Origin of the sequence: Psychromonas sp. SA13A, from assembly GCF_011378715.1 — a bacterium.
Classification (GTDB): Bacteria; Pseudomonadota; Gammaproteobacteria; order Enterobacterales; family Psychromonadaceae; genus Psychromonas.
The window spans coordinates 158655-174676 of sequence record NZ_WTKU01000007.1 but is presented as its reverse complement, the minus strand read 5'-3'; the positions used below and the strand labels follow the sequence as shown (position 1 = coordinate 174676).

Below are 16022 nucleotides of genomic sequence, written 5' to 3'. Positions count from 1 at the left end.
ATTGGAGTTATTTTTAATCCGACTATTTTAAATTCTGCTACCTTTTATAACTATTTTTTCTTCATCAATATATGTCATCACGTTGTGTTACGTTTTTCACATCCGTTTGTTTCTGTGGTTAATTTAGATACTTTACTGGTGATAAACATTAACAACAATACAGCAAGACCGAATAAATAAAGGCCTACATGTACTTGAATACTCGCAATAACACCTAGCTTTACAGTGACAATCAGCATGGCAACCACCATTACATCCAACATCGTCCACCTTCCATACTCGTGCATCAGATAAAGTAATTTTTTGTATTGTTTGGTGGTGGTTATGGTTGATTGTAATAACAAAAACAGAAATCCAATTTTAAAGATGGGCAATAGCACACTGAAAATTCCAACGATCATGAAAATTAATATCTGTCCCTCATTAATAAGCTCGGCCAAACCAGAGATAATGGAAATGGAGTTGTTTATCACCATAAACTTAGAAATAGTGATCATCGGGAGAAATAAACCGAGTAAAAAGAACAAAGTCGCCACCATTAAAAGCCAGCGTAATGTCGTTACGCTCGATAAAACGGCATTAACTCGGTAAGCATAATTTTGTAACATTTATAAATCCTATTTTCTGTTATCCCCTACTTCCAATGATTTGGACTCGTTATGTTTCGACTAAAGAATCTGGATATTTTTTAACGACGAGGGCTATTGCGGTAAACATTATCACATATGCTTTATAAACTAGATGGATGCTTTAGATGAGAATACTAAGCGCAGCACTAAACTCCGTAAGTAAAGTCGTCTTTAAAGTATCAATATGTCAAAACATTACACACTGCGCTAACGCACCAAAACAGCACTAAAATTAAATTTAAGATCCAAAATGGTGCGCGTCATCACTTTTTTAAAAATTATTAAAATTAATAAACAATAACTTAGATTCAAATAATAAACCATCTTACCTTTTTGAAGCTACAGATAGTAAAAATACGCTTCAGTATAAAACACTAAAAACATGGAACAAAACAAAATTAAAAACTACCGAAGTAATTATATTTTTGCATAACAGTTTTTTGTTCTGTTGTATTTATTCAGTTGATTTATCTACAAAAAATTCACCTTTATTTTTATAGAGGATAAGTTAACTAATATTTATTTTTGGCACAAAAGGTGCTGTATTAAATTTAACTGACTGATGATAAGTTCCGTATTTAGTCATTTCAATGAGCAACTAAACGTTAACCAATGAGGTTAGTTTTACTACTAATAGGAATCAGAAAAATGGAAATTAAAAAACCTTATTTATTATTTTTAGGTGATGCACAAGATCCTCTTGCAGCAAAAGTTGCTCAGGGTATTAGCCAATGGCATCCAGAGTATTGTGCTGGTCAATTTCGCATGGAATCATGTGTTGCTGATTGTGGTTTAACGGATATGGATATTGCACAAGCAAAAACAGCGGGCGTTAAAACATTAGTGATTGGCGTTGCTAACCGTGGCGGTATTATCTCTGATCAATGGATATCTATTCTAACGCAAGCACTTGAAGCGGGTTTTGACCTTGCAGCAGGTCTGCACAATAAGTTGAATGATATTCCAGTACTTAAAGCATTAGCAGACAGTTTAGGACGTGAATTGTTTGATGTGCGCTTTCCAACACAAACATTCCCCGTGGCAAGTGGTTTAAAGCGCACTGGTAAACGCGTTCTTCAAGTTGGCACTGACTGTTCAGTGGGTAAAATGTATACCGCTTTAGCACTTGAAAAAGAGATGCTTGCACAAAATATGAATGCAAGTTTTAGAGCAACTGGCCAAACGGGTATTCTTATTAGTGGCTCTGGCGTGAGTATTGATGCAGTAGTTGCTGATTTTATTTCTGGCGCGGTAGAAACTATTGCACCAGATAATACGGAGGATCATTGGGATGTTATTGAAGGTCAAGGTTCTTTATTTCATGCTTCATTCTCAGGTGTTACAGCAGGTTTGATCCACGGTTCACAAGCTGATGCATTGATTTTATGTCACGAACCTACGCGTGAACATATGCGCGGTTTACCGACGTATCCATTACCAGACTTAAAAACCTGTATGGATCTTAATTTGTCTTTTGCTCGACTTACCAACCCGAATGTAAAATTTGTTGGTATCTCTGTTAACACATCCAATTTATCAGAAGCTGAAGCGGAAAAATATTTAACAGACATTGAAGCTAAATTTGATTTACCAGCAGTTGATCCTTTCCGTGAAGGTGTTTCACGTATTGTAGAAAAACTGAAAGCTATTTAGGGGTTTTAATATGAAGGTTAAACTTGTTAGCGAGAGCTTCCTTATTCGCGGTACTTTTACGATATCACGAGGCAGTCGAACCCATGCCAACGTAGTTGTCGTTGAATTACAGCAAGGTGAATATATCGGTCGTGGGGAATGTGTTCCCTACGCGCGCTATGGTGAGTCTATTGAATCGGTACTCGCTGAACTTGAAACCTTGGTCGCTAAGATTGAATCTGGTTTAACCCGCGAGCAGATGCAATCTTTATTACCAGCAGGTGCTGCTCGTAATGCTTTAGATTGTGCTTATTGGGATCTAGCCTGTAAACAACAAGGGCAACGTATTTGGGAGCGTATACTCGTTGCGCAACCAATATCATTGACCACTGCTTTTACTCTTTCTCTTGATACACCAGAGCGCATGAAAAAAGCTGCAATCGACAATGCGCATCGTCCACTATTGAAACTTAAATTGGCGGGCGAAGGTGATATTGCACGAGTAACGGCAGTTCGCGAAGGTTCTCCAAAGGCACGTATTATTGTAGATGCAAATGAAGGTTGGGATGAAGCTTTGTATATAGAAATCGTTCCAGAATTGGTCAAACTCGGTGTTGAAATGATTGAGCAACCTTTCCCTGCTGATAATGATGCTGCATTGGAACATCTACCAAGACCCATCACGCTATGCGCCGATGAATCTTGCCACGACAGAACCAGCTTGCCAAAAATAATCGGTCGTTATGACATGATTAATATAAAACTGGATAAAACCGGTGGTTTAACTGAAGCACTCGAACTTAAAAAAGCAGCGCAACAAGCAAATCTACAGATAATGGTTGGTTGTATGCTTGCCACTTCTTTAGCGATGGCACCTGCATTTGTTATTGCACAAGGTGTTGATGTTGTCGATTTAGATGGGCCTTTGCTACTAGCTGAAGATAGGGAGTCGCCTTTTACTTTCACCGAAAGTTTAATGCACGTTTGTGATGCTGAGCTGTGGGGATAAACGCCCACTTTTTTATGACAATAGTAATAGCTTTATAAAAAGAGTCATTATTTTGTGGCAACAGTAACTATTTTATAACAAGAGTAATAATAAAACTGTTGTTACCTAACGAGGTATAAATTATGGAACGTATCGTCTACTTAGATGGTCAATTTATTAACGAAAGTGAAGCAAAAGTTTCTATTTTCGATCGTGGTTTTTTATTTGGCGATGCGGTTTATGAAGTGACTGCAGTCCTTGATGGTAAGTTAGTTGAAAACGAGGGTCACATGGTTCGTTTACAACGTTCATGTAACGAGTTACAAATTTCATTACCCGTTACTACTGAAGAAATAACGACAATTCAAAAAAGTTTAATTGAAAAAAACAATCTAAATGAAGGTGGTATTTATCTGCAAGTAAGCCGAGGCTCTGCAGGTGACCGCGACTTTGGTTACCCTTCGGGTATTAAACCAACCTTGGTGTTATTCACGCAAGCGCGCTCATTACTTGATACGCCAAAAGCGGTTAAAGGTATGAAAGTGATCACCATCGAAGATATTCGATGGAAACGTCGTGATATTAAAACCGTTGGTCTACTTGCACCGTGTATGGCAAAACAAGCGGCTATCGATGCAAAAGTTGACGACGCATGGCTTGTTGAAGATGGTTATATAACCGAAGGTAGCTCAAACAATGCCTATATCGTTACTCAAGAAGGTGTATTGGTAACTCGTCCATTAAGTAATGATATTTTGCACGGCATAACGCGTAAAGCTTTATTAGAGCTTGCAGAGAAAGAGAAAATTACTATTGAAGAACGTCTTTTCACCGTTGCAGAAGCATACAAAGCAAGTGAAGCCTTTGTGAGTTCGGCTACGACTTTTGTTTGGCCTGTTGTTGAAATTGATGGAAGAACAATTGGGACAGGAGCTCCTGGCCAAGTTGCCAATAAGTTACGTCAAATCTACATTGAATTAGCAAAAGAAACTGCAGAATAATGTTTGTTGCTTGTTAATTATTGTTGATGCGCTTTCCTGTAGAACAACTTGATTTGCGCGCAGAAATATTTATCAACTCAGTAAAAACTAAACACAAGTTCCCACGGTGATCCAAGAAAGCTCCGTGGGAACTTATTGAAATGTAGCTATGAAATATAGATACAAAATAATATTAGAAAACAATAACATAATCTAATACTACAAACTAATACTACAAACTAATACTACAAACTAATACTACAAAATAAGAATCAATTTACACTTGGTGTCACTGTGACTTCAACGGGAGTGTAACAAACCGAAGCAGAAGCTTCTTCACCATATAATGTCGCGTTAGTTGCCGCACATACATCCTGCGAAGCTGATAATCTGCCATCGCTGGTCGACCCCCAAGCATAAACAACATTCTGATCTGTGACAGCAAAGTGACTTGAAGTATTGGCACTAAAAGAGGTAATGAAGAGCTCGTCTAAAGCAGCTACTTTAACCGGTTCAATTGCAAGTTGGCGTTCAATACCACTAACATCAGTTTCGTAGCCATTCGCCATATAACCCGTTCCCATATCACCCCAAGAATAAATGTCACCGTTCAAACTTAAAGCCTGTGCATTACGACTGCCACCTTGAAAACTGATCAGTCGATCATCACCCATTGTTGCTGATCCTGTAGATAAATTAGTGATGACTTCGGGTATCAAAATATTTGTAATATCCGAGACTTTATAGACAAAGCCTGTAGTTGTCGGCGTACCTTGCGCTAAAGCACCATAGCTATTATTGCCCCAACCATAAACGATACCCACATTATTAACGGCAAGGCCAAAGTCAGCACCTGCTTCAATAGCAACAATATCTTTCCCTTCAAGAATTTTTAAAGGAGTAGGTCGGTCAACACTAGTAGACCCGTCTCCCAGTTCACCACCACTAGAGTTATTACCCCAAGAGTATACATCGCCTTTATCTGTCAACGCATAAACATGGATATCACGTATTGCTACATCAACTACCACTTCATCTTCCGGTATAAGCACTAAACCAAAAGTACTTTGATCATCAGAAGAGTCATCAAGTCGTCCTAGTTGCAAATTGCCATTATCTCCCGCGGAATAGAGCTTGCCAGAACGTGTTACCACAAAGCTACTATTACTTCCCGATGTTGCATAAACAGCTAGTTCTCCATTTGGTAATGTTACTTCAACAGGAGTAGTGACAGGGTTTTCGTTGCCTGTTCCTAGTTCACCACTAAAATTGGGGCCGAAAACAAACAATCTACCCTCGGCTGTTACTAGCGCACCATCTACTTGGTCTGTTGAAACACTTTTAAAATCTAATGATTGATCACTTAATGACATCCAACCTGAGTCGGCATTATAGAGCCCGTATTGGCGCGTAATATTGCCTTCGATATAACATTCATTCTCAGCGTCGGTTAAGGTGTCTTTACCCTCTTCATTTAGTTCAGTACCTGGCTCTAAATCCATATCAGATTCACGACCTAACTTGAGACGTAATTCACTACCGCAATATCGACTTGGAGATTCGGCATAAACAATCCCAGCATAGTTTTCACCAAAGCTGAAAGGTTTGCCTGCTGGAGATAAACCGAGTGTGTGATGGTTACCGGCTGATAAGATGATATTACGATCAAAATTCATCCATTTTAGATATGCATAAACTTTAGCATCGCCTAGCGTATCGATAATATCTGAATATTCACCGTCAGTAATATCTGCAAACGTTGTGCTTGTTTCGTTGAGATCCGAGATATCTAAAGCCAATCCATTGTATACATCGTTGTCTTCATCAAGTGCGATCATTGCTTTTAATAATTTAACACTTTGTGTTTCTTGGTATCTTTGCTCACCGACGAGTGAAGCTAGTTTTATATTGGCACTTGTCTCAACTTCATTAAGGCTATATTGCCCTAAGCTAAAGGTGATCGTCTCTCCATTTCGATATTCAAATGAGCCGGTTTCATCGGTTGTTCCTGATATAGTTTCAGTTTCATATTTTAGACCTGAAACAGGCACTTCTAACTGCCCTAAGGAAATAGGGGCTAGCACTTCGACTTTTTCAGTAGAGTTATCGTCACAAGCCGTGGTTAGTGCAACCGCTGTACCCAATATAAAAACGTGCTTTAATCTTTTGTCCATACTGATAATACCTTCCCTATATTTTTACATTCAAAGTAAACTTAATGATAATCAATCGCATTGTAAGTCATTGAATAATTTAAATCTAGTTTTAAGCTAAATAAATGAATAAGAATCATTAACAATAAGCCGTGTGCAAATATGGTGATAAAAATAGTTTCAGGAAGTTTGGAAAATGGGAAGTTGAAGCAGATAAAAGTATGCAATCAAGTTTTTTATTTTATTAGCGATGTAGAAAAAGGACTTTGAAAAAGGTCAAAAACTGAACATAATTGTATTAACTTTTGACTAACGTTTAGACAGTTAAAAGCTAAGTTAATGGGAGTAGAGTGAATGGAAGCTACGAGAACAATAAATACGTTGAATTAATCATCGATAGTTTTTGCTATATAAAGTAAATCTTTTTTTATTTCAAAAAATGCTTCGACAACATTAGGATCAAAGTGGGTACCAGCCCCCTGTTTAATATAGTCAAATGTATCGTCAAGGCTTACCGCCTTTTTATATATTCGCTTATTAATTAACGCATCAAAAACATCTGCTATTGCCATCACTCTTGCTGAAAGAGGAATCGCTTCACCTTTCAACCCTAACGGGTAACCTTTACCATCCCACTTTTCATGATGATAATTTGCAATTTCTATTGCTATTTTCAGGTATGGATTCGGCCCCACTTTTTGTATTGTTTGCCTTAGGATATCACCACCCAATGCAGCGTGAGTTCGCATAATAACAAACTCATCTTCTGTTAATTTTCCTGGTTTAAGTAGAATATGATCTGGAATTCCAACTTTTCCAATATCATGCAGAGGCGCTGCTGCACATAAAAATTTAATGTAGTCATCGTTAATTTGATCTTTGTATTTTTGTTTTGTTTGTAGGTGCTCGATAAGGGCTTTAACATATAATCTTGTTCTAATTATATGCCCGCCAGTTTCAGAATCTCGTAATTCAGCGACCGTTGCCATGCTATCTATAATCGATAGATTTGCTTTAGAAATTGAATTAAGCACAGATACTAAATGTTTTTCAGTTGTATAATATTTTAAAGCACTAACCACAATATAAACGGTTAGTAAGCTAACAACGGATAGGAATGGAGAAAAATATATCTGAAAGTTATACAGTAAAATCGCTGGTGAAATGATTAAAAAGCTAAGTAATGAAATAACGAAAAAGTTATAAAATGAGGCACCTTTTTTAAAAATCAATATGGAAAGTAAAGTGCCAAATACAAAGATGATCATCATTTCAAGTAGTTCAAACCAAATTGGTATTCTCAAAACATCATTATTTAACACATTATCTATTAACGTTGCATGCGATTCGATATTAGGAAAAACAGGGTCTAAATGAGTGTTAACAATATCATTCAAGGCTGATGCTGTTGCACCTAATAAAACAACTTTGCCCATGAAGTATTGTGAAGGGATTGTCCCGCTGAGTAACTTTAAAATTGGAATAGTCTGATAGTGTCGCCCTTTTCCCCTAAAGTTGATCAGCGCATTACCCTCGTTATCGACGGGAATTTGATAGTTATTTAATTTAACCACATTGCCTAGGCTATCATGATCAATTTCTAGGTCAGCCCCCAAAAGCACCATTAAACCCGCTAAAGATAAACTCGGTAATAGTTTATCTTTGTACTGTTTTATAATAGATGTACGTCTCAATAAACCGTCTGCATCTATCGTTGCATTGATGAAACCTATCCCAGCACTATTTTCAGAAAAGGAATTTAATGGACAAATAATCCCTTGGTATTGTGTTTTGTCCAGGTTAAGTTTTTTGTCGCCATTAAGCTTTTTGTAATAGTTGTGCTGATTATGATTTTCTTGTTTAAAGAAACGGTCATAACAGAGCGCTTCTTTGTAAACTTTATGTTGTGTTAACACTGATGGAAGGATTACAGGAGTATTTTTAATAACCTTTGCAAAGTACGCATCGTTATCTTTTAACGCTTCCGGAATCTCTTTTAAATTGAGTTGTATGCCAAACTCAGTGGCAAATAAATCCTCGATATTAACTAATGATGAACGATCTTTTTCTGCAAGTAATATATCAACTAAGACAGCAGATGGTCTTCCATCAAGGATCAAACGTAATGCTTCAGCTAGTCGGTACCGGGGCCATGGCCACTGCCCTAGAGCTTCTAAACTTTGATCATCAATATCAATAATAATAATGTTTTTTACGGCGGTTGTTTGAGGGTAATAACGATTGTATAAATCGTAAACTTTCCAATCGATTGTTCTTTCATTGAGAGAGGTTGTGATTGCATAGTAAGCAAATGAAAAAGAAATCAGAAAGCCCATTAATAATGGTAAGAATTTTGATAACTCTTTAAAATAAGACAAAGAGAATATCTTCATTGTTTAAGTTCCATTACCATATTTCTACTTCAACGCGTCTATTTTTAGGCTCTATCTCTTTTCCTGATTTAACTAGCGGGTCGTTTTCTCCATAGGAATCGATTCTGTATTCAACGTCTTTGATATTCTCTGATTGTAATAAGTTTGCTACCGCAGTGGCTCTTTTCAAGGAAAGCGCTAAATTATATTCACTACTACCAGCAGCATCAGAATGACCAATAATATTGATAATCGGCGAGCTTCGGTCATTAGCCGTTGCTATAATTTTGTCGATTAATAACTTCGATTCACTGAGTAAATCAGCGCCATTGTTTTCAAAATAAAGTAAAAAGGTCTCAGATTTTTGAGGTTGTATTGCAAATAAAGAGGCATGCTGTAATGTTATTTTTTCAAGGTCAACAGCTTTAGGTGCTGTAGGACGAGCCGATTGTGACGCTACCGCGACAGCATCCCCGGGTTTATCTACAACCTGGGTACCTGACTCATTAAAGACGGTAATTTGGCTGTTTTCTTTTTCATCGGGCAATAAAGTGACTTTAGTGGTTGTTGGGATATTCAACAACACTACAAATACAACTGAAATGATTAGAAATAGTTCCATAGCGTTAATCTACCTCCACTAAGAATTTTGTTCCGCGAACACCAATTGTAGCTTCAGGTGTTTGTACTTTAATTGACTCTGGAGATAACGCGCCTAGCTTGCCTGATGTATAAATAGCCGAGCCATTATTGAGCATGACATCAAAAGCGTAACTTTTTTCTTTAGGTGAAAAGAGATAACGATTGATAATCACCTGAGAACTAGGGCCAATTGACAGTTGAGTTCCATCAATGAACACAAGTCCAATATTACCGTTCTTTTCAGTCTCTATTACATACCCTTCGTAAATTTTATCGTTCAATTTAGCATCAAATTCAATGGTATTTTCTTGAATGGTTACTTTTCCTTGCACTGTTTTTACAGTACCAATAAAAGTAGTGTCGGCTAACGCTGAAAAACAAAAAAATAAATAAAGTGAAAAGACTAATATAGTGCGAGAGAAGATAATAGAAATCATATAACCTCCCTTTAATATGATATTTATTAGATAAATTTAAGATAACAGAAGTTTTTGATAACACAACAAGATTGCTGACTATATGTGAAGTAATTATTACACACCTTTATCGTTATTATGCGCGTTTAAAGCTTTGACTAGCATTCTTACATTAACTTCAAATAACAAGCTTTTAGCTCTAAATAGATAATTTTTTATAGGTAAGTATGAAAAGCTAGACAGAAGTCTGCCTAGCCGTAATTTATCTGCTTATCTACTTAAGATCAAAATCTACTTAAGATTATAGGTAGCGTGTTTCCAGGTGTTTTCTAAAGTGCGCGGCGTTGAGTGTTTCGCCTGTTGCACGTTTAATCAACTGATCGGTAGTGTGAAGCGAGGCTTGTGACCAGATGTTATCACTTAACCATTGGAAGATTGGACTTAGGTCACCACTTTGGATAGCCGCATCTATATCGACTGTTTGTTGCATGGTCGCTTTGTATTGTGCCGCGTACATTGCACCTAATGTGTAGGAAGGAAAATAACCAAATGCGCCATCGGTCCAGTGAATATCTTGCATACAGCCATTTTTATAATTACCTTCTGTTGATAAACCAAGGCTTGCTTTCATTTTTTCATCCCACAGTGCGGGTACATCTGTGTGTTCGATAACGCCATTGATTAAGTCACGCTCAATTTCATAACGCATGATCACATGTGCTGGATAGGTAAGTTCATCTGCATCTACGCGAATGAAACCTTTTTTAACTTGCGTATAAATTTTATAAAGGTTTTGTTCATCAAATACCGGATCATTATGTGCATTAAATGCATCTGCTGATAAGCGAGATAGATGAGAAATAAAGGGTTTGCTACGTCCAATCTGCATTTCAAAGAACAATGATTGAGATTCATGAACGCCCATGGAGCGAGCTTCGCCAACAGGTAATCCAGAAAATGCAGTAGGCAAACCTTGTTCATAACGCGCATGCCCTGTTTCATGTACTATTCCCATCAAAGCTTGCACAAAGTCTTTTTCATCATAGCGCGTAGTAATACGAACATCCGACGGTACACCACCACAAAACGGGTGCACACTTTGATCTAAGCGCCCATGGTCGAAATCGAATTTCAGCAGCTTCATGGTTTCTAAACCAAGCGCTTTTTGATTGGCGACTGAAAAAGTGCCCGATGGCATAATAATCGTTTCTGATTGTTGCTTATGTAATGCTTTTTCAATTAACGCTGGTAACCATGTTTTTACATCTGAAAATAAAGTATCAAGAGACGCAGTTGTTGTACCAGGTTCGAACTTATCTAGCATCGCATCGTAGGGCGTTAACCCCAACGCTTCGCAGCGGATTTGTGCTTCTTCACGAGACAGCTTAACGACCTCTTTCCAATTTTTTTCAAAGCCTATCCAGTCATTTTCTTGTCGTTGTGAACGCCATGCATGTTCACATTTAGAACCCGCAATAGATTGTGCTTGTACTAAGCCTTCAGGCACGATGGTCGCTTGTTGCCATTGACGTTTCATTTCACGTAAACTTGATTGTTGCTCCGTGCTTAGGGATTCTTGTTGTGCTTTGTCAAACCACTCTCCAAGTTGAGCTTGTGTCGATAAACGATGCACATGCACAGACAATTCAGCCATGGCTTTAGAGCGTGCATCATTGCCACCCGCTGGCATATTAGCGGCTGCATCCCAACCCAACATAGATTGTGCGTGATTGAAGTGATTGATTGTTTGATAATGAGCGGTAAGTTGGTCGTAGTTTGACATAGTCTGTTTCGATTCCTATTTATTACATGACGCTGTATTGCAATGATAGTGAATTTAAACTCACCATTACATTGAGCTGAAAAGCATACGATGAAAAATAAAGTACTGATGTTCCTGTATTCAATAGCTCTAAACTTAAACCAAAATCGGCCTGTTTAAAAGCCATATTTTAAGCTCGGTACAACGTTAAAGCATTAAGTGAACACTTTATTGGAATGCTACAAAATAAGTTAAAAAACATAAATATTTTAACTGATGTTTTTTAACTTAATGCGGTTATTGAAGCTATTTAAGTTATTTAAGTTACTAGCCAAACTAGATAGTCTGTTTAATCCACCCCGAGCGTTATGATGTCAGAAGCAATTCATCTTATTGGAAGGACACACACCGGTATGATGGGCACACACGGTCCTATTTTTACGATTATATTAGCTGTGTATTTACTCGATGAACCTATCATTTTAACTATGATCTTAGGTATGATCTTAGGCACGATTTTGGTGATACGGTGTTGCTGTTTTATTCTTCAAGAAAGCAAATAGGACTTAATGGACGTCATGAAAGATTAAAGAAATAGAGGCAATTAATAAGATAAAAAATCTTTAAAAAAATGTTAATAATAGCTATTAAATTTTATTTTCAATGATAGACTGCGATCACCTACATAGGAGACAAAATCATGGGTAAAAAGAATAAAATGACTAAGGTTGTTGTAGAAAAAGTGACAGCTCAAAAATCAACAGACTTAGGTCGAGGCACTATCAATCATTCTGCAATGGGTGCGTTAGTAACAAGTAAAGTATTTAGCATGCGAGTAGAAAAAGCGAAAAAGGGAAAAGGTTCATTTAGCCGTAAAGGTAAACATACTGGTAAAGAGTGTTATCAAATAGCGGCTTAATTTGCGAGTTTTTACATTAACTCATTCGCTCTTATCTGATAGCATTCTTTAACTCAGTAACATGAACACTTAAATCTTAAACATAGCTAAACAGCTACATAAATACGTACGACCATAGCTACCTAGCTACTACCTAAATAAGTTGAGTTGCTCTTAATGCCCCAATAAGAGCAGCATTATTTAAACACTCGCTTATAAGTTGCGTATATATCTATTTAGTTATCACCCATATGAAAACCTAGGCATGACAATCAAAAAATACATTTAAAAGCATCTTAATAAGAAAATAGCTTGTTACTGTACCATTTCAAATTCAAGCAGCAGTGGTTATTTCACATAACGACAATGTTAATAGCACTACATTTTGCTTTTAAAAAATAGTGATAGTATCCCCATTTATAGATAAATAAAAAGGTACCAATTTGACCCCATTATTAGAGCGAGATGTCCATCTGTTTGACCTTGATAATACCTTGTATGCTCCTGAAAACGGCATTTTGGAGCAAATCGCACCTAGAATGCGTCATTTTATCAGTGATGCGTTAGGTATTTCTCTTGAAGAGTCTAATACGTTATGTGATTTTTATTATCAACAATATGGCGGAACAATACGTGGAATTCAATTACATTACCCTAAAGTCGACCTGAACAAATTTTCTGAGTTCTCGCATCAAGTAAACTTGGATAAAGTAGCAAAGGCAACAAAGCTCAAAGATGCATTGCATGCCTTTAAAAAATCACGTTATGTATTTACTAACTCCCCATTATCTTATGCAACAAGAGTTTTAAAACATATTGATTTGTATGACTGTTTCGATGGAATTTTTAGTGTGGAGCTAACAGGTTATAAAATGAAGCCTGATCCGCATGCATTTAATACTATTTGTAAACACTTTGGTTTCAAAGCCAATGAAGCAGCCTTTTACGATGATCAAGTTGCAAATATTACTACTGCAAAATCCTTAGGTATGCGCACTATTTTAGTTAACAGAAGCGATGTTGATAAACACGATGCTTGTTATAAAACAGAAGATTTACCAAGCTTTGTTACATCATTGGTAAAATAACTCCAACACTAAGCGACACGTTAGGGATTTGACAGTGCCGTTTAGTTTAGATTGCACCTGTTTGTTGTATAGCCTTCGCGATCAAGTAGTGAAAAAGTAGATTTTTCAGTTATTTAACGAGGCATAAATAGCTATTAAACATACTATTAGCAATAGTTTGCTCTACTATTATCTAAGTTAATAGGTTTTCACTTCAAATAACTTTAATATAAAAACATTCATAGACTCAGCTAACATTTGCGCCATAAGTTTTGATACTTTAATACTTGGCATAAATATTTTCTATAATTGAATAAACGACTAAGTGTAAGACGCGACTTAATACCAATGTAAGGATAGGCATAAGGAAATAAGAAAAACAGGTTAGATTTTCTCCCCCGTTTTCGAATTTAATCCTTAAATCGATTATCTATTAGCAATTACCTTTTTTGGCTTGTCCTGGAGGACAAAAAGAACCTTTATTCTTCTCGGAAACTTTCCCCTTTGAGCTATCATCAACAATAACTTCTGGGCCAGATACTGTTATTGAAGGGCCTCTTAATGTACATCCTGTTAATAAAATTAATGTTGCAAGCGAAGCTATTATCGATATTTTCATTTTTATACCTATTTCTGTTTAAGTAATTAACATCATAAATGACTCTATTTAGTTATTATTGATATTAGAGTTTTATAGTATTGGTCATGGATAAAATTGGATTTTGATCTTTCATTGTAACACCAATGACAAGTGCAGAAGTATTTAGAACCTGATAAATAACCATCATTGATTTATGTTAACCCTGTGACAAATATAACTAAGATTTGTTCATTTTTATTAGGGGCTGTTCATGTTTCAAGTTTTTTTTGCAACGAGTTGCTGGCTTTATATACAAGGCTAAGCTTATGACGTTTGGTTATTCCCATAAATAAGCGAAAACGCAGTAGAAATAGTCAGCAAACGTTGCCCTAATATTCTTTAACAATTGAGGTTAAATTTCTTACAGGATTTTCGAGTTGATGACTCACAGGGTAGTTTGTAAAATAAGCATCAACACAGGTCTTAAATAAAGCGATGTTTACTTCAATATCAAGAGTAGTTAATAAATATATCAAGCACAATTTACTAGCTTTGATGACAAAATATTTTAATTGTTTTTCTAATAAGATTAAATTATTTTCAATAAACCAATCAATAGAATCGTTCCAGACAAAGCCATTGCGATCAATGATAAGCGCTTAGTGTTTTTCGTTTTCGCATTGATAAAAGCAAAAACAGCCCAGAATAAAGATAAGGGTACAGTTAATATTCCGGAAGCCACGTACGCGTAACGTGCAGTACTATCAGGTAATGTGAAATTTACGCCTATATAAAATAAAGCTTCACCAATCACTAATAATAAAATACTTAATATAACTGCCCTATTGTACTTATTAGGTTCTTCCATAAACCAGCCTCCGTTGTGAAAAACTAACCAGACAGTAAACTTTATAGCTTTTCTATCCACATTTGTAATGCGCTTTAATGATCAATAACTTTTAATGTTCATTGAGCATAAAGGTAATTAAAACTTGATAATAACCAACTATCTGCGCAGGTCAAATGCTAAATAATTGACAGATCCGTAATGGGCATCCTGTTTTCTCTTATGTTGGTTAATTTTTTGTTGTTTATGTCTGTTTTTATGGTGCTGAACACTATGATTTTGACGTTTATTAATATTATTCTTTGAAACAATAATAGACAACAATGGTATATGGCTTGTATTAATTTCAATAAAGCTGACGACTGGTTTATGTTTCGTCTTTAGTTTTGCATGCTGCTGGTTATTGTTGTGATGCGGTTTTTTATAATTACTGTTGTTGAGATGGTGGTTAATGTTTTGGTGACCGCCACGATGAATTACATTCTTAACCTGTTCCCGTTTATGTTCAATTCTTTGAATATTGTGTCCTTTATGATTTTTACTATCATTGCGTTGTTCGTTTGCGACAGCAGGCGCTGCTACTGCAAAGTTAAAAGCAAATAATGCACTTAGTAATCCCATTATTTTATTTTTCATATTGTTCTCCTAGCTTATAAAGCACAAAAACTCTAACAATTTGAATTGTTGTGGTATTACCTTTATGTGTTGTTCATGTAGTCCATATGCTGACTCTGCTTTGAATGCCACTTGGTTTGAATAACTAAACTATAAAGATAAAATGTGCAGAAAATTTGTAGAGAATATGAAGATTGTCATTTTATACTGATATTTGAAAAATGACGCGAATATTAAAAGTGATAAATAATATTTTAACTGAGTGACATTTAAAGTTAATACTGTTTGTGGTTAATAATGTGTGTGGTTAACTATAAAATTGAATTCATTTAGGCCCAACTCATCCCATCTGGTAAATATCGATTTAATCTGTTTAGATTAGAGCCATGTAACACACTTACTGCTTGGCAGTATGTAATATCAGCCTAAGCTTTTTTTATT

General features: G+C 36.2%; 14 protein-coding genes. 5 read left to right on the top strand and 9 right to left on the bottom strand.

The window, feature by feature from the left end:
* Positions 1 to 77: 77 nt before the first annotated feature.
* On the bottom strand, positions 78 to 608 hold the full coding sequence (locus GQR44_RS08960) for a paraquat-inducible protein A (protein WP_205963014.1): 531 nt from the start codon (positions 606 to 608) through the stop codon (positions 78 to 80).
* Between the two features lie 669 nt (positions 609 to 1277).
* Between GQR44_RS08960 and dgcN the strand changes: the two genes are divergently transcribed.
* From dgcN to GQR44_RS08945, 3 genes are all read left to right on the top strand, one after another.
* Positions 1278 to 2282 (top strand): N-acetyltransferase DgcN, encoded by a 1005-nt coding sequence (gene dgcN, locus GQR44_RS08955; protein WP_166371409.1) that lies wholly within the window; start codon positions 1278 to 1280, stop codon positions 2280 to 2282.
* Positions 2283 to 2292: 10 nt separating this feature from the next.
* Entirely contained in the window at positions 2293 to 3270 is a 978-nt protein-coding gene (gene dgcA, locus GQR44_RS08950; protein WP_166371408.1) for an N-acetyl-D-Glu racemase DgcA, read from the top strand.
* 122 nt (positions 3271 to 3392) lie between these two features.
* A complete protein-coding gene (locus GQR44_RS08945) occupies positions 3393 to 4250 on the top strand; it encodes a D-amino-acid transaminase (protein ID WP_166371407.1) in 858 nt (285 codons plus the stop codon).
* A gap of 251 nt (positions 4251 to 4501) precedes the next feature.
* Here the strand turns inward: GQR44_RS08945 and GQR44_RS08940 are convergent, their stop codons facing one another.
* The 5 genes from GQR44_RS08940 to GQR44_RS08920 form a co-directional block, all read right to left on the bottom strand.
* Entirely contained in the window at positions 4502 to 6403 is a 1902-nt protein-coding gene (locus tag GQR44_RS08940; protein ID WP_166371406.1) for a hypothetical protein, read from the bottom strand.
* Positions 6404 to 6768: 365 nt separating this feature from the next.
* Positions 6769 to 8775: a CHASE2 domain-containing protein gene (locus tag GQR44_RS08935; protein ID WP_166371405.1), complete on the bottom strand. Its 2007-nt coding sequence runs from the start codon at positions 8773 to 8775 to the stop codon at positions 6769 to 6771.
* Between the two features lie 13 nt (positions 8776 to 8788).
* A complete protein-coding gene (locus GQR44_RS08930) occupies positions 8789 to 9376 on the bottom strand; it encodes an OmpA family protein (protein ID WP_166371404.1) in 588 nt (195 codons plus the stop codon).
* Positions 9377 to 9380: 4 nt separating this feature from the next.
* Positions 9381 to 9833 (bottom strand): FecR domain-containing protein, encoded by a 453-nt coding sequence (locus tag GQR44_RS08925; RefSeq protein ID WP_166371403.1) that lies wholly within the window; start codon positions 9831 to 9833, stop codon positions 9381 to 9383.
* A gap of 280 nt (positions 9834 to 10113) precedes the next feature.
* Entirely contained in the window at positions 10114 to 11595 is a 1482-nt protein-coding gene (locus GQR44_RS08920) for a carboxypeptidase M32 (RefSeq protein ID WP_166371402.1), read from the bottom strand.
* A 697-nt stretch (positions 11596 to 12292) separates the two neighbouring features.
* On the opposite strand from GQR44_RS08920, the gene GQR44_RS08915 reads away from it, so the two are divergent.
* Together GQR44_RS08915 and GQR44_RS08910 are read left to right on the top strand one after the other, a co-directional pair.
* Positions 12293 to 12493, top strand: coding sequence for a ribosome alternative rescue factor ArfA (locus GQR44_RS08915; RefSeq protein WP_205963019.1), 201 nt, complete (start codon positions 12293 to 12295; stop codon positions 12491 to 12493).
* Positions 12494 to 12915: 422 nt separating this feature from the next.
* Positions 12916 to 13560, top strand: a complete 645-nt coding sequence (locus tag GQR44_RS08910; protein ID WP_166371400.1) for a pyrimidine 5'-nucleotidase — start codon at positions 12916 to 12918, stop codon at positions 13558 to 13560.
* Between the two features lie 412 nt (positions 13561 to 13972).
* Here the strand turns inward: GQR44_RS08910 and GQR44_RS08905 are convergent, their stop codons facing one another.
* The 3 genes from GQR44_RS08905 to GQR44_RS08895 form a co-directional block, all read right to left on the bottom strand.
* The gene (locus GQR44_RS08905) at positions 13973 to 14158 is read right to left on the bottom strand and encodes a hypothetical protein (protein ID WP_166371399.1); all 186 of its coding nucleotides are present in this window, start codon (positions 14156 to 14158) and stop codon (positions 13973 to 13975) included.
* Between the two features lie 550 nt (positions 14159 to 14708).
* Complete coding sequence (locus tag GQR44_RS08900; RefSeq protein WP_166371398.1) at positions 14709 to 14987, bottom strand: hypothetical protein; 279 nt, start codon at positions 14985 to 14987, stop codon at positions 14709 to 14711.
* A 138-nt stretch (positions 14988 to 15125) separates the two neighbouring features.
* Positions 15126 to 15602, bottom strand: coding sequence for a hypothetical protein (locus GQR44_RS08895; RefSeq protein ID WP_166371397.1), 477 nt, complete (start codon positions 15600 to 15602; stop codon positions 15126 to 15128).
* Positions 15603 to 16022 lie beyond the last annotated feature (420 nt).